At 66.7% G+C, this 21,095-nt stretch carries 13 protein-coding genes; 10 read left to right on the top strand and 3 right to left on the bottom strand.

Translation table 11 applies throughout. The features are described 5' to 3' along the window. Positions 1 to 36: 36 nt before the first annotated feature. The 3 genes from AC1DW9_RS26265 to AC1DW9_RS26275 all read right to left on the bottom strand — a co-directional run bounded on the left by AC1DW9_RS26265 (position 37) and on the right by AC1DW9_RS26275 (position 4,826). The gene (locus AC1DW9_RS26265; protein WP_476776598.1) at positions 37 to 2,322 is read right to left on the bottom strand and encodes a glycosyltransferase family 4 protein; all 2,286 of its coding nucleotides are present in this window, start codon (positions 2,320 to 2,322) and stop codon (positions 37 to 39) included. Further along, positions 2,319 to 3,287, bottom strand: coding sequence for a class I mannose-6-phosphate isomerase (locus AC1DW9_RS26270; RefSeq protein WP_441507766.1), 969 nt, complete (start codon positions 3,285 to 3,287; stop codon positions 2,319 to 2,321). The genes AC1DW9_RS26265 and AC1DW9_RS26270 overlap by 4 nt, the downstream gene beginning before the upstream one ends. 804 nt (positions 3,288 to 4,091) lie before the next feature. Further along, entirely contained in the window at positions 4,092 to 4,826 is a 735-nt protein-coding gene (locus AC1DW9_RS26275) for a glycerophosphodiester phosphodiesterase family protein (protein ID WP_441507767.1), read from the bottom strand. A gap of 122 nt (positions 4,827 to 4,948) precedes the next feature. Between AC1DW9_RS26275 and AC1DW9_RS26280 the strand changes: the two genes are divergently transcribed. From AC1DW9_RS26280 to AC1DW9_RS26325, 10 genes are all read left to right on the top strand, one after another. Further along, entirely contained in the window at positions 4,949 to 5,788 is an 840-nt protein-coding gene (locus AC1DW9_RS26280) for a MurR/RpiR family transcriptional regulator (RefSeq protein WP_441507768.1), read from the top strand. A gap of 85 nt (positions 5,789 to 5,873) precedes the next feature. After that, the gene (locus tag AC1DW9_RS26285; RefSeq protein WP_441507769.1) at positions 5,874 to 7,469 is read left to right on the top strand and encodes an ABC transporter substrate-binding protein; all 1,596 of its coding nucleotides are present in this window, start codon (positions 5,874 to 5,876) and stop codon (positions 7,467 to 7,469) included. After that, a complete protein-coding gene (locus AC1DW9_RS26290; protein WP_441507770.1) occupies positions 7,466 to 8,329 on the top strand; it encodes an ATP-binding cassette domain-containing protein in 864 nt (287 codons plus the stop codon). The genes AC1DW9_RS26285 and AC1DW9_RS26290 overlap by 4 nt, the downstream gene beginning before the upstream one ends. Next, positions 8,326 to 9,318, top strand: a complete 993-nt coding sequence (locus tag AC1DW9_RS26295) for an ABC transporter ATP-binding protein (RefSeq protein WP_476776599.1) — start codon at positions 8,326 to 8,328, stop codon at positions 9,316 to 9,318. Before AC1DW9_RS26290 ends, AC1DW9_RS26295 begins: the two co-directional genes overlap by 4 nt. After that, positions 9,315 to 10,040, top strand: coding sequence for a glycerophosphodiester phosphodiesterase (locus tag AC1DW9_RS26300; RefSeq protein ID WP_476776600.1), 726 nt, complete (start codon positions 9,315 to 9,317; stop codon positions 10,038 to 10,040). The genes AC1DW9_RS26295 and AC1DW9_RS26300 overlap by 4 nt, the downstream gene beginning before the upstream one ends. Further along, entirely contained in the window at positions 10,040 to 10,972 is a 933-nt protein-coding gene (locus AC1DW9_RS26305; RefSeq protein ID WP_441507773.1) for an ABC transporter permease, read from the top strand. Before AC1DW9_RS26300 ends, AC1DW9_RS26305 begins: the two co-directional genes overlap by 1 nt. A 1-nt stretch (position 10,973) precedes the next feature. Continuing rightward, positions 10,974 to 11,855, top strand: a complete 882-nt coding sequence (locus AC1DW9_RS26310; protein WP_476769651.1) for an ABC transporter permease — start codon at positions 10,974 to 10,976, stop codon at positions 11,853 to 11,855. Between the two features lie 115 nt (positions 11,856 to 11,970). Next, positions 11,971 to 12,951, top strand: a complete 981-nt coding sequence (locus AC1DW9_RS26315) for a LytTR family transcriptional regulator DNA-binding domain-containing protein (protein WP_476832496.1) — start codon at positions 11,971 to 11,973, stop codon at positions 12,949 to 12,951. A 173-nt stretch (positions 12,952 to 13,124) separates the two neighbouring features. After that, positions 13,125 to 14,336 carry a D-alanyl-D-alanine-carboxypeptidase/endopeptidase AmpH gene (gene ampH / locus AC1DW9_RS26320; RefSeq protein WP_441507775.1) on the top strand — a complete coding sequence of 404 codons (1,212 nt, stop codon included), beginning with the start codon at positions 13,125 to 13,127 and terminating at the stop codon, positions 14,334 to 14,336. An 89-nt stretch (positions 14,337 to 14,425) separates the two neighbouring features. Further along, positions 14,426 to 20,980 (top strand): autotransporter domain-containing protein, encoded by a 6,555-nt coding sequence (locus AC1DW9_RS26325; protein WP_476855220.1) that lies wholly within the window; start codon positions 14,426 to 14,428, stop codon positions 20,978 to 20,980. Positions 20,981 to 21,095 lie beyond the last annotated feature (115 nt).

Consider the following 21,095-nt stretch of genomic DNA (forward strand, 5'->3'; position numbering starts at 1 on the left):
GCGACCCCAGTCTGTTCGTGCGCGCTGGCGGAAGGATCAGGCATGGAGGACCCGAAGCGGCGCCAGTTTCGGGCGGTCCCCGCTGATGCGGGCCTGCTGGCGAATCTCGGCGAGGCTGAGAAGATAGGATACCACGGATTCGCCCCCGCGGTTCTCGTTTGCGCGGTCGCGGTGCAGGCCGTCCCGGCAGGCGCCGGTATCAAGATCGACCAGCGGCACCGAGAGGTCGTTATGGCCGAGGAACCAGGCGAAGGCACGTGCGGCCTCGGTCCGCCAATGCGGATCGCCATCGGCCCGACAGGCTGCGAGGCAGGCTGAGATTGTCGCCGTGGCCTCCAGCGGCTGCTGATCAAAGGACCTCGGTGCACGGCGCTTGTCGCCGAAACTGTCGGAGCCGACAGGCCTGAACAAACCCGCGGGCGTCGTCTGCAGATCCGCGAGCCAGCGCAGCGACCGCAACCCGGCCTCGAGATAGGCTGGGACCTTCATGGAGGTACCGGTTGCGATCAGGGCCTGAGGCAGGCGCGCGTTGTCATAGGAAAGCCCGTCCTCGAACCACACCCAGTTCGGTGTCTCGACCGCCGAGAGCAGGGCGAGCAGGCGATCGGCCAGCAGCGGGCGCAGCCAGATGGCAGTCGGCGGCGCCCCGGCGACGGCGCAATAGGCGTCGAGGCCGAGCAGGGTGAAGCTCCAGGCGCGGGGCGAGGTGAAGCTCTCGACGATGGGCAGGGCTTGTGCGAACAGGGCGGCTGCCCATTGCCGGCGCGACGGGCTGACATCGCTGCGCGCGCATTCGCCCAGCGCCCAGAGCGTCCGGCCATGACTGTCCTCGGAACCCGTATCTTCCAGCCAGCGCCGGTCGAAGCTCATGAAATTGCGGAAGCGTCGCGTGTCGGGATTCCAGGCGTGCTGGACGAAGGATGCGTAACGCGCCGTCAGCGCGTCCGTAAGCTGCCGTTCGCCGGTGCTGCTCAAGGTGCAGGCGAGGAGGAGCGCGCGGGCATTGTCATCCACGCAGTAGCCATGCGCGCGATCCGGCACGGAATGGACGGCATGCTGGAACAATCCGGTATCGTCGCACATGGACAGGAGATGTCCTGTCTGCATCTCCGGAGGCGCAGGAATCTGCGGCGAGGGCGTTGTCATGATGGGGCTGGCGACGACGCTCAGCACCCGGCCCCGACGCGCCGTCTCAAACGCGGCGAGATAGCGCTTGGCCGTTCGTTCCCATGTCATCGAACGGCTACTGGCATAGGCACGCAGCCGCATTGCCTGGCGCCTGTCGACATCGGTCAGCAGTCCCGCGATCTCGTCGCCGATGGCAACCGCATCGCCGAAGGGCACCAGAATGCCGCGCCCATCAGCGAGCAGTTCCTGTGCGTGCCAGTAGGGCGTCGAGACGACGGCTTTCCCGAGGCCGAAACTGTAGGCCAGCGTGCCCGATGTCATTTGCGCCTCGTTGAGATAGGGCGTGACATAGACATCGCACATCGAGATGAAGCCCAGTAGCGTCGCCTGATCGACGAACTGGTCGAGGAAGACCACATGATCCTCGACGCCGAGTTCGCGCACGCGGCTCATCAGGCTGGCGCGATAAGCCTCGCCCTGGTCGCGGACGAGATTGGGATGCGTTGCACCCAGAACCACATAGACCGCATCGGGGCGACGCCGCAGGATCGCCGGCATCGCGTCGATCATCACCTCGATGCCCTTGTTGGGCGACAGCAGACCGAAGGTCAGGATGACGGAGCGGCCGCTGAACCCGAGCCTGGTCTTGGCGTCGTCAGGTGCGAGAAAGGCGACGTCGGGAATGCCGTGCGCGATCACCTCGATCTTGTCGGCAGGGAGTCTGTAGACGGTCCGCAGCAGGTCACGGCCCTTCTCGGCCATGACGACGATGCGCGTCGAGGCGTCGACAATCTGTTCCATGACATCGCGCTGCACCGGCGTCGGCTCGGACAGGACGGTGTGGAGTGTGGTGGCCACCGGCGTCTTCAGCCGCGACAGCAGCGCCATGATGTGGCCGCCGGCCTCTCCGCCGAAGATGCCGAACTCATGCTGGAGCGAGACGATGTCGAACCGACCATCATTCAGGAAGTCGGCGGCCCCTGCATAATCCTCCAACCGGTCGTCGCCGACCTGATAGTGGACGGAGCGTGGATAGTCGTAAGCATGACCATGGTCGTTCATGGCCACGATCGAGGTTTCGAGATCCGAGCCCGACAAGGCGACCGCCTGTTGCAAATCCGTCGTGAAGGTCGCGATTCCGCAGCGACGCGGAAGCGAGTTGCCGATGAAGGCAATGCGGTGGAGCGGGCTCATGGTCGGGCCTCCGTGAAGGGGTTGGACGGACCCGCCAGCGTCGGGAGCGGCAGGGGCGGCTGAGGCGGCTGGGAAACGGCGTCGCCTGGCGCATTCGCATCATGCGCAGAGACGGCATGCAAAAGGTCGGGGCAGGGGCTTGTCGCGTCATAGGCCACCAGACAGGTCAGGCCTTCGCCCCCCGCCTCGATGCGCATGCTGTCGGCCTCGATGAAGCAGCCCTCGCCGGCGACTGCTTGGAACGCCCCGAGCCTGGCGGTGCCAGCGATGATGACCAGCCAGGTCTCTCTGCTTGCACTGAGGTTCCAGACCGATCCCGAAGCCAGATCAAACCGCTCGAGGACGAAATACGGGCTCGCGACGAGCAGGGTCCTGCAATCGCCAAGATACCGCACTGGGGCTTGCCCTGCGGCGGGCGCGGCCAGGGCCGCTGCAACGCCGTGCTCGATGTGAAGTTCGCGTTGGCGGCCATGGTCGAACAGGCGGAAGGTCGTGTCGCTTCGCTGCTGGATTTCCGCGAGGACAAGCCCGGGGCCTATCGCGTGGATCGTTCCGGCCGGCACGAAGATGACGTCGCCCTTGCAGGCCTTGCGCCACTGCACGAGGTCGGTGATGGAGCCATCCTCGATGGCGGCCCGCAGTTCTGCGGGCGTATGGGCCGATTTCAGCCCGACGCCGATCGTGGCATCCGGTGTCGCGGAGAGAATATACCAGGCTTCGGTTTTGCCGTGAGGGAGCCCCATAGCTTGCGCGAAAGCGTCGTCCGGATGCACCTGGATCGACAATGCCTCGCGCGTGAACAACAACTTGAGCAGCAGGGCGGGCTCGGCCGCGTGAATGTCGCGGCGTTGAAACCAGAGTTCACCGATGGCGACGCCGTCATGCGCGACCTCGCTCCAGGGCAGGAGATCGGTCGACCCCCAGGGTTTGGGCATCGCATGTACGCAGGCCTGTTCGAGCGCCATATCGGTCTCCTGGTGCGCATCGCCAGTGATCGAGCGACGGCTGTCGATCGATGCGGCAATGGTCGGCGACGGCTTTCAATGGCGCCTGGCGAGGGACAAAAGGCCCGCCGCAGGCAGCATCATGCGCTCGTTGGGCGCATCGAACAGGCCAGATACCGCTCCAACGCTGGAGCAGGACCGCGGCCCGGATAGCTGGATGATCGCGCGTCGCGCGGTCCTCGATGGATCAGGTGCTCCGCTTCATGGGAGGACCTGCGCGCCAGGGCTGAGACCGGCTAGCACGGCTCGGTTCTTAGCAAGGGTGCCGTGCAGACGGATCTCATCATCCATTGCGCGTCGCCTCGAAAGGCACATGCCCTCATTCGGCAGAGTTGCACGACTGACGCCATGCCGGAACACGCGGCCCGCAGCATAAAGTCTGGCCGCACACGATCGTTCCCGGCCTTGTCCTTGAGCTGGCCCCAAGCAGCCGGCGCACACCAGGGAGTGTCGCCGACAAAATAATGGCGCTTCCTGACATGAGAACAATTCACTACGGACGAGATTTAACCTAAATTATGAGGTGAATTTTAAAAGTATCGAGAAAGTCGATCGCGCCGCTATATAGCGTGAATAACTCAGGAAAGATCCATAATTATTTTTTGGATAATACCGACGTTCAGGATGAGATCAAATATTGAGAGATTGGATCGAGGTTTTCCAGCGTGCCGCCTTGGTTGGCATGGCGGCACCCCTTCGAGACCGGAAGCGGGAAAGTTCTGATGGATCGGCAAGACGCAGCAGAGCCCGCGCAGTCCGACTTGCCTATGGCCTTAGGGCGACGGCGAGGTCCGGCCGATCCGTCGTGAAGGCGCTCACGCCCGCGGCGAAGGCCTGCTTGATCTCCGCCTCCTCATGCACGGCAAAGAGACCGTAGCGGATCGCCTCACGCCGGCAGATCTCCGCATCGGTGTCCTGGGCTTGCGAGATGCGCACCGCAATCTCCGGAACGCCCGCCATGCGCGCCTTTCGGCACAAGGCACCGAGATCTCGCGTCGGCGCGGCGAGCGTCTTCTCGGCGATCAGCCAGATCAATGGCGTGGCTGGCGCCAAGCTGGACAGTTCTTCCAGCGTCGCGAGATCGAACGCGGTGAAGGTCGTCCGGTCGAGCAGGCGCGTTTCCGTGAGCACTTCGACGATCTGGGCCTCGATCCCGGGATAGCGGCTGCCGTCGTGCCGGTTCTTCAGCTCGATGCGCAGCTTGATGCCGCTCGGCTCGAGAACGTCGAGCACTTCGTCAAGGCTCGGAATGGTCTCGTCGCTTGTGCGCAGCAGCGCCACCTCCCGGAGGTCGGCCCAGTCCTTGTCCGCGATCGCTCCGGTGCCGGCAGAGGTTCGGCCGAGCAGCGGATCGTGATGGACGAGCAGCACGCCGTCGCGACTGCGATGGATGTCGAACTCGATGAAGTCGACAGCCATCGCGGCGGAGTTGCGGAAGGCGAGGCGGCTGTTCTCGGGCCAGAGTCTGGCTCCGCCGCGATGAGAGGCGATCTCTGTCATGTCACCGTCACAGTCCAAGAGGTTTTCTGCGTTGCAAGATAAATTGCGATATCAAGAGTCAGCAATTTATCTTGCATAGCTCCGAAGGGCTTGTCTACCTTGGGCGGCATTGGGAGGGTTGCATGAGCCTGACGGAGATTATCGCGGCGCACCGGGACGAACTGACCGAAGCCGATCGGCGGCTGATCGAGGTTCTCCTGGCTGACCGGACAGCGGGCAGCTTTCTGCCGGCGCACAAGGTCGCAGGGCAGGCCGGCGTGCATCCCTCGACTGCGGGCCGGCTCGCACGCAAGCTCGGCTTTGCCACCTATCGCGACATGCGCGGCGCCTTGCAGGACGCGGTCGTCGCCGATCTCGACGCGTCGGTTCGCGTCCGGCGCCGGCTCAGCCGCGTCCGCGGCGATTCCCTCCTGGGCTCTGTCGTCGATGGTGAAATCCGTGCCCTGAACGCGGTGGCTGCGCAGATTTCGGATGCCGATATCATTGCCGCCGCCGGTCTGCTGCGCGACGCCGGGCGGATCCTGGTGGTCGGCGAGGGGCATGCGAGCAGCCTGGCGGACCTGTTCGTGCGCCGTCTCGTCAGGTCCGGCTACAGGGCGGCAGTGGTCGCCCATGCCGACTGGCAGGCGGCTGACCAATTGCTCGGCCTCGCCGCCGGCGATGTCGTCGTCGCCCTGGTCTTTCGCCACGAGAGCCCGGCGGCCGCGCGGATCATCGCCTATGCGCAAGGCATCAATGCCGGAACGCTCTTGATCACGGACCGGCGCACGGGTGTGCCGGATTGCGACGCGCAACTCGTTGCCGACCGTGGCGAGCAGGGCGAATTCCATTCGCTCACCGTCCCGATGGCGATCTGCAATACCCTGATCCTGGAACTGTCGCGCACCGACCGCGGTCGCTCGCTGAAGACGCTGGCAAAGGTCGAGACGCTGCAACGGATGTTTCGCGGCAAGCCGGGATAGCGGCTGCGGTGTCGCGCGTGATCGGACCACTGAACAAGGACCCCGGTAGCGGGGCGCCCCAAGGGAGGATGCAATGGCAAGAGCGATGAAACGCAATGCAGGGCTTTGGGCGGTGCTTGGCGCGGGGCTGGCTGCATCCATGCAAACCGGCGCGTCGGCAGCGGAGCGGCCGGCCCTCACGGTGGCTGTGAACGAACTTGCGCGCTCGCTCGACCCCGGCGAGAACACCGGCAATGTCGACGTCCGGGTCTATTACTCGATCTTCGATACGTTGATCCGGCGCGATTTCGCGCATCCGACGGCGGACGGCGGTGCGAAACTGGTTCCTGGGCTGGCGGAAAGCTGGTCCTGGAGCACGCCGACCACCTTCGACATGAAGCTGCGCCGCGGCGTCGTGTGCCATGATGGCAGCCCGTTCAACGCTAATGACGTGCTGGCGACGTTTTCTGCCGATCGGCTTTGGGGGGCGAAGTCCTATTATCCCGATGGCCGCGTCTATTTCGGCAATTTCACCAATGTCGAGAAGCTCGACGAGTTTACGATCCGGATCACGACGGCCCAGCACGACCCGATCATCGAGCACCGCCTGTCGAGCTACATGTCCTTCGTCATTTGCGACGAGGCCTGGAACAAGTTCAGGACGGAGGGTGTCGAAGCGAAGACCTGGATGGATCAGGCGGCCAAAGCGCTGCGCTGGAAGCCCGTCGGCACAGGCCCCTATAGCTTCGTCGACTACCAGAAGAACGACCGCATCACGCTTGCCGCGTTCGATCGCTATTTCGAGGGCGCTCCCGCCGCGAAATCCATCACCTTCCGCTCGGTTCCGGAGGTCGCAGCCCGTGTCGCCGGTCTCGTCGCGGGTGATTTCGATATCGCCGTCGAGATCCCGCCGGACCAGTGGGACGGCCTCAAGCGCTACAAGGATGTCACGCTGAAGACGGAGCCGCTGGAGAACAGCCATGTGCTCCAGTTCAACACCAACGACCCGGTGCTCTCCGACAAGAAGCTGCGCCACGCGATGAGCCTGGCGATCGACCGCAAGGGGCTGATCGACGCTCTCTGGAAGGGCCAGACTTATGCGCCCAACGGCCACCAGCTGCCGAGCTTCGGGCCGATCTATGTGAAGGAGAACAAGGGCTATTCCTACGATCCCGTGCTCGCCAGGAAGCTCCTTGCCGAGAGCTCCTACAAGGGCCAGGAGATCTCCTACAGGCTGATCCCGAACTACTACCTCTATAATGTCGAGGCGGCGCAGGTCATCCAGGAGATGTGGCGCGCAGTCGGCATCAATGCGCGCATCGATTTCGTCGACAGCTTCAAGGATGTCCGCAAGCCCGGTGCCCAGGTCTTCGCCTGGTCGAACACCTATCGCGTGCCTGATCCGGCAGGCGCGATCCTGACCCTGTGGGGCCCCGACACCGACAACCAGAACACCTGGAAATATTACGGCGCGAGCGCTGCATTCAACGAGGCCGCCAGGGAGCTGCTCGCCGAGACCGAAGAGACCAAGCGCAAGGCGCAGTTCGCGAAGCTGCTCGTTGCCTTCGAGGACGATATGCCGATGACGATGCTCTACAACCCCGTCACCGGCTACGCGCTGAAGAAGGGCATCAACTGGACGCCCTATAGCCAGTACTACATGGACTTCCGCCCCTCGAACCTGTCGATCGGCGCGAAGTGACGGACACGGACCGCATCACGGAAACCGGCGAGGGGAGCGACACGCTCCTCTCCGTCGAGGATTTGACGGTCGGCTTCCGCACCGCCGCCGGCTATGCCGACATCCTCCATTCCGTCTCGTTCTCGGTCCGTCGCGGCGCCACGACATGCGTCGTCGGCGAGAGCGGCAGCGGCAAGAGCGTCTCCTGCCAGGCCGTGCTCGGCTTGCTGCCGCGGAACGGCCGGCGCGTCGGCGGGCGCATCCTGTTCGAGGGGCGCGATCTCGCCCTGGCGAGCGAAAGCGAGCTGGAGACGATCCGTGGACGCGGCATCGGCATGGTATTCCAGGACCCGCTCGGCTCGCTCAATCCGCTGCACACCGTCGGCACGCAACTGCGCGAGACCCTGCGGCTGCACAGCTCGCTCTCCGAGCCGCAGCGCCAGGCGCGCGAGCTCGAGCTGCTGCGGATGGTCGGAATTCCCGAGCCCGCACAAAGATTGGCATCCTATGTCCACCAGTTCTCCGGCGGCATGGCGCAGCGCGTGATGATCGCGATGGCGCTGGCCTGCGAGCCGCGTCTGCTGATCGCCGACGAGCCGACGACGGCACTCGACGTGACGATCCAGGCGCAGATCCTCGACCTGCTCAACCGGCTGAAGGCCGAGCTGGGCATGGCGATCCTGTTCGTTACCCATGATCTCGGGGTTGTCGCCGAGATGGCCGACGATGTCGTCGTGATGCGCCATGGCCGCGTGGTCGAGGCCGGCCCGGCCGAGCGCATCCTGCAGGCGCCGGAAGCGCAATACACGCGCGAGCTTCTGGCCGCGATGCCGCGCCTCGATGTCTCCGCGCCGGTCTATCGCGAGCGGGTCGCCTCATGAGTGAACGGTCGGAACCGCTGCTGCGGGTCTCGAAGCTGCGTCGCCATTTCGGCGGCGGACGCTCCTTCTTCCGGTCGCAGCAGACGATCCGCGCCGTCGAAGATGTCTCGCTCATGCTGCGGGTCGGCGAGACGCTCGGCCTTGTCGGGGAATCCGGTTGTGGCAAGTCCACGACCGGCCGGATGATCGTCGGGCTCGAGCGCCCGAGCGGCGGCGAGATCGTCTTCAAGGGGCGCGACCTTGCCGGTTTGAGCCCGGGCGTCTGGCAGCGGCAGCGCCGCGACATCCAGATGATCTTCCAGAATCCGCAATCGGCGCTCGATCCGCGGCTGAGCATCGGCCGGCAGATCCGCGAGCCGCTCGACCTGCACGAGATCGGAGATCGGGCCGGTCGGGATGCCGAGGTCGCGCGCCTGATGCGGGCGGTGGCCCTCCCGCCGGAAACGGCCGGACACTTTCCCCATCAGATCAGTGGCGGCCAGGCGCAGCGCGTCGTCATCGCCCGCGCGCTGGCCATGAAACCCAGCCTGATCGTCTGTGATGAACCGGTCTCGGCGCTCGATGTCTCCGTTCAATCGAAGGTGACCGAACTCCTGCAGGAGCTGCAGGAGCGGTTCGATATCGCCTATCTCTTCATCTCCCACGATTTGCGCGTAGTGAAGCAGCTCTCGCACCGCATCGCCGTGATGTATCTCGGCCAGATCGTCGAGGAGGGGCCGACGGATCCGGTCTACCGGCAGCCGCTGCACCCCTACACCATGGCGCTTCTGGCCGCGATTCCCGATCTCTCCGCGCCCAGGCGCACGCGATCGGCCCGGCTTATGGGCGATCCGCCGTCGCCTGCCAATCCGCCCCCGGGCTGTCATTTCCACACCCGCTGCCCCTATGCCCGCCCGCGTTGCTCCGTCGAGATGCCGGTGCTGCGGGAAGTCGAGGGTGGCCGCAGCGTCCGCTGCCATTTCTCCGAAGAACTGAGGGCAGAATCGTGAACCGGCCGCTTGTCATTGCCCATCGCGGCCACTCCGCCGGCTACCCGGAGAATACGCTGGAGGCCTATCGGGCGGCGATCGCCGCCGGGGCCGATCTCGTCGAGACCGATGCGCGCCTGACGGCGGACGGCGTCGTCATCGCCGCGCATGATCCAGATCTGGCGCGGCTGGCAGGCAGCACGGCGGCCATCGCGACAACCACCTACGCGGAGCTGGCGACGATCGCGCGCTCGAGCGGCATCCGGCTCGCGACCCTGGCCGAGGCGCTCGCAGCGATCTGCCCGCATCGACAGGCCCTGATCGACGTCAAGACGCAGGATCTGACGATCATCGACGCGGTGATCGCGGTGATCGATGGGGCAGGGCTGCGCGATCGGGTATGGATCGGTGTGCGCGACGTCCTGCAGGTCGCCCACGCCCGGCTCCAGATGCCGGGCGTCCAGGTGCTCGCCTTCCTTCCCGATAAGGCAAACCCGGACCATTTCGCGGCAGCCGGAGCGAGCGCCTTCCGGATCTGGGAAGGCGGTCTCGACGGAACGGTCGCGACAGGCCTGCTCGGGCATGTGCCGGTCTGGGTCACGGCGGGAGGGAGCGGAACCGGGCGCCGTGTCGGAGATGTCGATGCCGATGGCCTTGCTGCCATCCTGGAGAAGTCGCCGCAGGCCGTGCTGCTCAACGACCCCGACCTGCTCGTCGGAACACAAAACCGCGTGGCGTCGTGATGCCGGGCCGTCATTTCCTGACCAAGCTGGCGCGCGGCCTCCTGACGGTTTGGCTGATCGTGACCCTGACCTTCGTCGCGCTGAACCTGTCGGGGGACCCGATCGATGCCCTGGTCGGAGACCAGGCCTCGCCCGAACTCATCGCGCATTACCGCGAGAAATTCGGGCTCGATCGACCCCTCTGGCAGCAATACGTCTCCTATCTCGCCGGCATCGCACAGGGCGATTTCGGCCTCTCGCTCTCCGATCAGCGCCCGGCGGTGGAGCTGATCGCAGGTGCGCTCCCCCATACGCTGCGGCTTGGACTGACGGCCTTCGTGCTTGGCCTCATTCTTGGTGTCGGCTTCGGCATCGTCGCGGCGCTGAACCGCAATCGGCCGGTGGACCGGCTGGTGATGAGCTTCGCCGTGCTCGGCTTCAGCCTGCCGAATTTCTTCCTCGGCATCCTGCTGATCCTGCTGTTCTCGCTGCACTGGCGGCTGCTGCCGAGTTCGGGCGACGCGACGGCCCTGCACCTGATCCTGCCTGCTGTGACGCTGGGCACGCATTTTGCGGGTACATTCGCGCGTTTCACCCGCTCGGCGATGCTTGAGGTCCTGAACAAGCAATATGTCGTAGCGGCCCGCGCCAAGGGCGTGCCGAGCATGCGCCGCGTGCTCTGGCATGCCCTGCCCAACGCCGCGATCCCGATCGTCACCATCATCGGGCTCAAGCTCGGCGATCTCGTCGCGGGCTCGATCATCGTCGAGACGGTGTTTGCGGTCCCTGGCGTCGGTCGGCTTCTCGTCAACGCGGTCACGTCGCGCGATTTCGCGCTGGTCCAGGCGATCCTGATCATGGTCTCGGTCACCATGATCCTCGCCAATCTCGCGGTCGACGCGATCTACACCCTGATCGATCCGCGCATGCGCGCTGCACGTTCGGAGAACTGAGATGGCGATGCCATGGTCCTTCCGTCGGGCTGACGACACTCCGGTGCGTGCGGAAGCGCGCTATCCCGTCCTCGTCGTCGTTGCCCTCGTCCTGCTGGCGCTGATCGTTGTCGTCTTTCTCTTCGCGGACTGGCTGGCGCCCTATGACTACCGCGCGCAAGCGCTGCTCAAGCGCCTCAGGCCGCCGGTCTTCCTCGGTGGGACGACGGATCATCTGCTCGGCACCGACGAACTCGGCCGCGATGTCCTGAGCCGCCTGATCTACGCCATCCGCTTCAGCGTGCTTGTCGCACTCGGCGGCACCTTGATCGGCGCCCTGATCGGCACGGCGCTCGGGTTCATCGCGGCGCATTTCCGCGGCTTCGTCGAGGAAGCGATCATGATGCTGGCCGACGTCCAGGCGTCGCTGCCCTTCATGATGATCGCGCTCGCGCTGATCGCCATGTTCGGGGGTGGCTTCCTGCTCTTCATCGCCATCATGGGGTTCTACGGCTGGGAGGTCTTTGCGCGGCTGACGCGGGGCGTCGTCATCGCCGCAAACACGCAAGGCTATGCGACGGCCGTGGTCGCGCTCGGCGCGCCGGCGCGCCATGTCTATCTCCGGCATATCCTCCCCAACATCCTGAGCGTGCTGATCGTTCAGTTCACGCTCAACTTTCCGCAGGTGATCCTGCTCGAAACCTCGCTCAGTTTCCTTGGCCTCGGCATCCGCCCGCCTCTGACCAGCCTTGGCCAGATGCTGGGGGCAGGGCGCGCCTACCTGACCACCGCATGGTGGATCGCGATCCTGCCCGGCATGGCGATCTTCCTGACGACCATGTCGATTTCGATCATCGGCGACTGGGTCCGCGACAGGCTCGACCCGACGCTGCAATCACGCTGAGCGAGCAGGCGCGGCCCCCTGCCATCGTTCGGACTGGTTGCGTCACGGCCAATATTTCGGTTGCACCTGCACAGTGGCCGCCGCCAAATGTGCGGATGCAGCAGGAGGAATCGCCGTGCGTGGCACAGGCAGCTGGCAGGTCGTTGCGCAGGCGGAGGCAGGCACCCCGGCAGGCGAGCCGCCTGACGCCGCCTACGAGGCCCGTTCGCTGTCCGACTGCGGCGATGGACCAGGGCCCGACTGGCCCCATCGCACGGCCAAGCGGCTGATTCAGGAGCCGGCCGATGTCGCGATCACGGCTGCGCTGGCCGAGATCGGCGCGCTTGCCGGTGCCGACCGGGCCTGGATGTTCGAATATGACGCCGCGCTGCTCCGCTTCCGGAACACCCATGAATGGAGCAGGCAGGGCGTTCGCTCCTTCGTCGAGGACCTGCAGAACACGCCGGTGACGATGATTGCCTGGCTGCAGCAGTTCCTGGTCTCGGGCAAGGCCGTGATGATCAATCGGGTTGCCGACTTGCCGCGTCCGGCCCGCCAGCTCCAGGTCGAGATGCTGCGCCAGGGCGACCAGAGCGTGCTTAGCGTCCCGGTCTTCCATGATGGGCAGCTGCGTGCCTGTATCGGTTTCGACGCGACCACCGCAGCCCGGCGCTGGCAGCAGGCGGATATCAGGGCGCTGTTTCAATGCGCGGAGCTTATCGCGCTGGCGCGTTACGGATCGCACCGCAGCGCGCAGGCGCTGGACGGCCCGGCGAAGGCGTTCGCACCGTTGATCCATCTGCGCCGGCAGGGGCAGATCATCGGCGTGGAGCCCCATGCCATTCTCGGCGTCCGCTCGGCGCGCGACTATGCCAAGGTCTGGCTGAAGGACGGCTCGACGGTCCTCGACCTGCGCCCGCTCGCCCTCTGGACCGGGCTGCTGCCTTCGGCCTCCTTCCTGCGCGTGCACCGCACCGCGATCGTCAATCTGCATCATGTCAGCGGGCTCGACCGGCGCGACGGAAATGGCTGGAAGATTGCGCTCGGCCAGCTCGCGGACGCCTGGCCCGTGTCGCGCCCCTACCGGCAGGAATTGCGGCAGCGACTCGGGATTTGAGCGCCGGCCGCTTTGCGTAACGTAACCTCCTGCCGCTTTACCGATTTCTCACGATGAAACCTATCGGCAAGGGCATTCATCGAACCGGCATGTCGGTTGGTCGAATTGAGCTTGCCTCCCGCCCGGCACGCCAACCCGATAGGCGAACCGATCAACCGATTCACGCTTTGCCCATGCCGCTCCGCCGCACCGTCACCGCTCCAACCTCCAGACGCATCCCGGGACGCAAGGCGGCAAGGTTAGCCGTCGTCTCTTTGTTGGCCGTCGTGCTGTCCGCAGGCTGGCAGCGCCAAGCCGCTGCCGAAGATCTGGCCCTGCAGGATGCGGCATCGATGGCCGGCGTCGCGATGTTCCTGAACGCGCGCGCTCCGGGGCTGATCCTCGCCGTCGTCAGGGGCGAGGACAGCGTCATCGCGGGCTATGGCGAAGCCGCGCCGGGCAGCGGCAAGGAGCCCGACCGCCGATCGATCGTCCGCGTCGGTTCGGTTTCAAAGGTCTTCGCGGCCGATGTGCTTGCCGCGATGGCCGCAACCGGGCAGCTCGCCCTCGACGCTCCGCTCAGTCGCTATGCCCCGCCCGGCAAGGCTCCGCTGGATTTCGCCGACCGGCCGATCACGTTGCTCGACCTCGCAACGCATTCGGCTGGACTGCCGCGCGAAATGGCCGATCCAGCGACGCCGGCGGAAGAGAAGAACCCGTTCGCGACCTTCAAGGCATCCTATTACTGGGACTGGATCTCGGGTCATCGCCCGGCCTACCGCCCCGGCACCACCGCGATGTACTCCAATTTCGGCTTCGGCCTGCTCGGCGACGCGCTCGGCAGGGCCGGTGGCAAGCCGTTTGCCGAACTGGTGCGCGAGCGCATCACCGCGCCGCTCGCCATGGCGGACACGGGCTTGCGTCTCTCGGAGGCTCAGAAGCCCCGACTGATGACCGGGCTCGATCCGTTCGGCAAGCCCGATCCGAACTGGGAGGCAAGTGAGGTGATGCAGGCCAGCGCCGGCATCTACACCACCGCCGAGGACATGGTGAAATGGATGCGCTGGCATCTGGCCGATGACGCGGCCGGGCGCCCGGCGCGGACACTCGCGCATGCGCTCTGGCGGCCCCATGACGGACTTGCGCGCCTCGTTGGCGTCGAGGCCACGGATTCCGACGGGATGGGATTGGGCTGGATCGTCAGCCCGGCGCGCGAACGCGTGCCGCTGCTGCTCGGCAAGAGCGGCGGCATCGGCGGCTTCATGAGCTATGTCGTGCTCTCGCCCAACCGCAAGCTCGGCATCTTCGTCGTCGCCAGCCGCGTCGACTTCGCCATGTTCGGAGGGATACGGCAGGCGGTCCGGGATCTCGCTGCCGAACTCGTGCCCGCGGCAGAAGGGCGCTGAGCGTTGCGGACGGCAGGGGCATGACGGCGGCGCGGCCGAGCCTGGCCTTTGAAATCAGCCGGCGTCCTGACCGGACGCCGATTGCAAGCTTGCGCGGATATCACGGCGCGGCATTGTCGCAGAAGCGGGCTGCGCTGCGCTCGTCCACGGCCATCGCCGGAGCCCTGGCCGGGGGCGTCATGCTCGGCGCCATCCTGATCGGCGCATCTCCGGCCGCAGCCCAGTCGCTGGGCGGCGGCGGCGCGGGCGGCCGCCATGGCGTCAGCAAGCCTGTCGCTGGCGGAGCGGGCGCCGGCTCGGGATTGTTCGCGGGCGGGGGAGGCGGCGGCGGCGGCGGCCGGCACGGCGACAAGCGCAGCGGTACTGCCAACGGCGGCCTGGGCGGAGCCGGGGGTAGCGGCGCGCATGCCAAAGGCGGCGGCGATGGCGGCGGTGCCGGTGCCATCGGCTTCGACGGCAGGAGTGGTTCCGGCCCGCTACCGGGCGGCCAAGCGATCACGGGCGGTGCCGGTGAGGCAGGCGCGGTTGGCGGAGACGGCAGCGACGGCCAGCCCTTCGGTGGCATCTGGGGGCATGACAGCGGCAGCGGCGGCGGCGGTGGCGGCGGTGGTACCGGCGCGATCCTGAGTGATCCGAGCGCGAGTTTCGTCACCGCGCCGATTCTCGGTGGCAGCGGTGGCGCGGGCGCGAGAGGCGGCAAGGCCGGCACCGGTGCCGTCGGCCTGGTTGGACCGATCCCAGGGGCAGGCTATGGCGGTGCGGGCGGCGGTGGCGGCGGTGGCGGCGGCGGCGGGGTCGGGCTGGTGCTGCTGCAGTCCGGAGAAGTCCTCGTCAGGTCGGTGATTTCGGGCGGCAATGGCGGCGCAGGCGGTGCCGGCGGTACGGGCGGGGACGGCGCGGGAGGTGTGCTCGGCCAGAACTGCCCTCCGGGCCTGCCCTGTTTCCTCTGGGGAGACGATGGCGGGGACGGGTATTATGGCGGCAGCGGCGGCAATGGCGGCGATGGCGCAGCCGGGCTCTATGCCTCCGGCTCCGGCCCGATCATCGTCCAGAACCAGTCGGTCATTCGCGGCGGTGACGGCGGTGCCGGGGGCATCGGCGGAACGGGGGGCGGGGGCAAGAACGGCGGCGACGGAGGCCATGGCGGCAGCGCCGGCAATGGCGGTGACGGTCTCGTCCTCGCCGCCGGCGGAAGCCTGGAGGTTCAGGCCGGAGGACTCGTTGCCGGCGGCAAGGGCGGCGCTGGAGGGGCGGCCGGCGCGGCAGGATATGGGTCGTACAATATCGATCCCGGCCATGATGGCACTGCGGGCCAGAACGGGCGCGGCGGGCGTGCTGTGTCGGGCGGCGGCGGCGTTCGGATCGTCACGGCCGGGCAGATCGAAGGCGGGCTCAATCCCGACGGGTCGCGTGCCGATGCCATCAATCTGAGCGGCGGCGGCAATACGCTGGAATTGCAGGCGGGCTATCGCATCCTCGGCACTGTCGTCCTGACCCGCGACGACAGCAATCCAAACACGCTCGTCCTCGGAGGCTGGCAGAATGCCGGTTTCGACTTCGGCGCATTGGGCAATGCCAGCCAGGCCTTCGGCACCTTTGCGAAGGACGGCCCGGGCACCTGGACCGTGACGGGCGCGGCGAGCTTCAGCACGATCAGCGTCAGGAATGGCGGGCTCGTCCTGTCCGGTGCGGCGGAATTCTCCAGCACGACGGCGGTCATCGCGCCTGATGCGGGCTCCCATGCTGCCGTCACGATCTCCGGTTCCGCGGCCAAATGGAACAATGCTGTCCCCATGGTCGTGGGCGACAGGGGGGATGCGTCGCTGACCATCACGAATGGCGGTACCCTGACCAGCCTGTTCACGCTCTTCCAGCCCCAGCTCGGGATCGCCACGATCATCGGCAAGGAGGCCGGCTCTCGCGGCACGGTCCTCATTTCCGGGCCAGGGTCGCACTGGAGCAATTATTCGGCGCTGTACCTCGGGATCGACGGCTCAGGTCATATGACGATCGCCAATGGCGGGAGCCTCGACAGCTATGGCGAGACGATCATCGGCGGCAAGCCCGGCGCGCCCGGCTCCGATGCCGTCGTCACGGGTGCAGGCTCGCGCTGGACCGTGCATCGCGGCCCCGGCTACCTCGAGCGCGCCGAACTTGGCGTCGGCAGCACGAGTTCGCTGCTCATCTCCGATGGTGGTCGGGTCCAGAGCGACACGGTGGCGGTCGCCGGCAGCCTCGTCGTCACAGGTGCCGGTTCCGTGCTGACCACGGTCAATTCGGATGCCCTCTATCATGGCGTCGAGGCCTTCACCCTGTCGGGGCTCGGCGGCGCAGCCGCAACCGCGACGGTCTCGGATGGCGGGCTGATCGATACCGGCAAATATGTCATCGCCTTGAAGGATTACGGCCCCAGCTCCTTGAACATCGGTGCTGGTGCCGGGGCTCCGGCAGCCGCTCCCGGATTCCTGAAAACCGGTGGCGTGCAAATCTCGACAGCCGGTGCGCTCGTCTTCAACCACACGGCGTCGGATTATCGCTTCGATGCGGCGCTCTCCAGCGCCAGCGCGGGCGCGGGGACGATCCGGCTGCTCTCGGGCACGACGATCCTGACGGGCGACAGTTCGGGTTTCTCGGGCGCTGTGACGGTGGCGAGCAGCACGCTCAGGATGGCGGGCTCGGCGCGTCTCGGCGGCGCCATCGCGCTCAATGCTGGCGGCCGTGTCGAAGGCGAGGGCAGCCTGGGTGCGATCACGATCGGCAATGGCGGCACCCTGGCGCCCTCCGGCCCGACCTCGCTGACCGTCAACGGCAACCTCACGGGGAATGCAGGCGGCACCATCAGGCCATCGGATGCCGCCCCGCTCATCGTCAACGGCACGCTGACACTCAACGCCGGCAGCAACTACGATTACCAACTGCGCAGCGCCGACGCCCCCCCGATCGACTCCGCCACGACACAGGTCAATGGAAACCTCGCCCTCAATGGCGGGATACTGAACATCGGCGCCGGTTCTCAGCCCATGATCGGCTTCCATCGTGTCTTCACCTATACCGGTGCCCTCTCCGGCGGCGGCCTCGGCATCGGGAGCACGCCGGCGACCAGCCCGTTCGCCTATGACTACAGAATCGACATCTCGCAGGCGGGCAAGGTCGACCTGCTCGTCCAGCAGAACGGCCTCAACATCCTGCAACTCTGGGGCACGACATCGGCGGGCGGCGCATCCGGCACCTGGAATGCCGGAAGCCAGAACTGGTTCGACTATGCCGGCGCCACTCCGACGCAATGGGGGAGCGGCTACGGTGTCTTCCGCGGTCCGGGCGGCACCGTTACCGTTGACGGCCAGCAGAACCTCGTCGGGCTGCAATTCGCGGGCGGCAGCTACACGCTGGTCGACGGGGCCGGAGGCAGCCTGAACCTGCGCGGCTACAATAACGGCAGCTTCGTCATCACGACGCCGGAGATCCGCGTCCTCGACGGCGAGACCGCAACGGTCGCCCTGACGATTACTGGCTCTGACGGTCTCGCCAAGACCGGCGACGGCACGCTGATCCTGTCTGGAGCCAATACCTATACCGGCGGCACGGAGATCGGGGGCGGCACGCTTCAGATCGCCGATGACGGCAATCTTGGCGGTGCGGGCGGCCTCACCTTCGACAATGGCGCGCTCCATACGACCGCGAGTTTCACCTCCGGCCGCAGCATCGCCTTGCGCGACACCGGCGCCCTCGACACCGATACTGGCACGACGCTGCGGCTCACCGGGGGGCTCGGCGGCGCGGGCGGGCTGATCAAATGGGGCACCGGTACGCTCGCGCTTTCAGGCAGCAACAGCTGGTCCGGCGGCACGCTCATCACGGCCGGAACGCTGATCGCAGAGAGCGCCGGAGCCCTGCCAGGGATGACCGGCTACGTCCTGACCGGCGGCAGGCTCGATCTCAACAGCTATCATCTGGCGATGAGCCAACTCGCCGGCACAGGCGGCGAGATTGCGCTCGGCACGGCTACGCTGACCGTCGACCAGGCCGAGGACAGTGCCTTCGCCGGCAGCATCACCGGCGCCGGACGGGTCGCGAAGGCAGGTGCGGGCACGCTGTTGCTGACGGGGACGAGCAGCTATTCCGGGGGCACGGCGATCCGCGGCGGCACTTTGGCCATCATCGCCGACGCCAATCTCGGCAATGCATCCTCCAGCCTTGCATTGAGCGGGGGAGGCCGGCTGGCGACGCTCGCCGACATCACCAGCAGCCGCGCGGTCACGCTCACCGGCTCGGGCACGATCGAGACCATCGCGGGCACAACCTTGGCCCTCGGTGGGGCAGTCAGCGGCACTGGCAGCCTGGTGAAGGACGGCTGGGGCACGCTCGCACTGACAGGAAGCGCCAGCCATGGCGGCGGCACGACGATTGCGGCCGGCATGCTGCAGATCGGCAATGGCGGGACCTCCGGCGAACTCGCCGGCGATGTCGTCAACAACGCCCTTCTGAGCTTCAACCGCACGAACGACTACGTCTTCGTCGGCGCCATCTCGGGCAGCGGCAGCGTCGTCCAGTCCGGCAGCGGCACGACGATCCTGACCGGCAATAACAGCTATTCCGGCGGCACGGTGATCAGGGCTGGTGTGCTCGAGGTCGCGTCCGACGGCAATCTCGGCGCCCGGGGCACGGCGATCAGCTTCTTCGGCGGCGCGCTGCGCTTCGGCACCGCGTTCGACACCAGCCGCACCGTGCTGCTGCTGGGCAACGGCACCGTCGATACCAATGGCCGCGACGCGACGCTGACGGGTGGGGTCTATGGCTTCGGCGATCTGATCAAGACCGGGGCGGGAACGCTGACGCTGACCGGCACCAACTTCTATCGCCGCACCGTCGTCGCGGCGGGCAGGCTCGTCGGCGACGCAGCCTCGATCTCCGGCGACATCGCCAATAACGGCACGGTCGTGTTCGATCAGCGCAGAGACGCCAGCATCGCTAGCGTGTTCTCCGGGACGGGACGGTTCGACAAGACCGGCCGCGGGGGGCTCGAATTGCGCGGCGATAGCGCGGGCTATTCCGGCACGACCACGGTGTCGGCGGGCATGCTCGTGGTCAATGGTTCCCTTGGCGGCGAGATCGACGTGCTCGCTGGCGCCAGACTTCAGGGCAGCGGTTCCGTCGGCGCAACGACGATCCGCTCCGGCGCGACGATCGCGCCCGGCAACTCGATCGGCACGCTGACGGTTACCGGCGACATCGCGTTCGAGCCGGGCGCGAGCTATGAGGTCGAGGTCGATGCCAGCGGCATGTCGAGCGACCTGATCCGTGCCGGTGGTGCGGCACGGCTCGGCGGCGGCTCGGTGGTGCATCTCGGTGAGGACGGCAATTATCGAGCGAACCAGCGTTATACGATCCTGACCGCCGATCGGGGCGTGCAGGGCCGTTTCGACGATGTCAGCTCGCGCTATCTCTTCCTCGATCCGACGCTGGGCTATGACGCGACCAGCGTCACCTTGACCTTGCTGCGCAACGACCTGCCTTTCTCCGCTCTCGCACAGACCCGCAACCAGACCCAGACCAGCCTCGGCCTGGAGAGCCTCGACGAGGCCAATCCGCTCTGGCAGCGCTTCACGCAGTTGCGCGACGAGGATGAAGGCCGACGCGCATTCGACAGCCTGTCCGGCGAGATTCACGCCTCGGCCAAGACCGTGCTGATCGAAGGCAGCCAGATCGTGCGCAGTGCGGTTTCCGACCGGATCCGCGCGGCCTTCGACGGAATCGGCGCGCCGCATATCGCGACGCTGGCCTATGCTTCGGGCAACGGGGCGATCTCGACGGCCCCGGCGGAAAGCCTGGCGCTATGGGCGCGCGGCTTCGGCTCCTGGGGGCAGACACAAGGGGACGGCAATGCCGCCTCGCTCACGCGCTCGACCAACGGCCTCGTCGCCGGCCTCGACCTCGCTGCCACGGCGGATAGTCGGGCCGGCATCATGGCGGGATATTCGCGCTCGCATTTCGAGGTGGCGCGCCGCAGGTCGCAGGCGGACGCGGACAACTACACGATCGGCCTCTATGGCGGGGCCCGCTTCGATCGTCTCCGCCTGACCGGCGCGGCGAACTTTACCTGGCACGATCTCTCGATGCGGCGTTCGGTCTCCTTCCCTGGCAGCGGCGAGCAGCTTCTGTCGGGCTACGGCGCCCACTCCCTCCAGGCCTTTGGCGAGATCGCCTATCGTCTCGACTTCGGGCCGGGCGTGTTCGAGCCGTTCGCCAATCTGGCCTATGTCAACCTTCGCAGTGATGGCTTTCGTGAGACGGGCGGCATCGCCGCTTTGTCCGCGGGCCCGCAGACCGCCGCCGTGACCTTCGCCACGCTCGGCCTGCGTGCGCAGACCAGCGTCGAACTCGGCAGCAGCACGGTGCAGCTCAACGGCACGCTCGGCTGGCGCCATGCTGGCGGCGACCTGACGCCACTCTCGCTCCAGGCCTTCGCCGGCGGCGCCCCGTTCTCGATCGCGGGCGTTCCGATCGCCCGCGATGCGCTGGTGGTCGGCGCGGGCATCGGCATGAAGCTCACGCCGGCGGCCGAGCTCAGCATCGCCTATGATGGCCAGCTCGCGCGGGGCGCCACCGACCATAGCTTCAACGCCAGGCTTGGAATGAGGTTCTGAGGGCAGGGGACGACCGCGCACGCAGGAACGTTCTCGGCCCGACGGCAAATCGCTCATGGCGCAGGACGCGCCGACGCGATCGGCTGCCGCCGAGAGCCCGACCGGCCAACTCGCC

It is taken from the genome of Allobosea sp. P4_E12, from assembly GCF_056401655.1.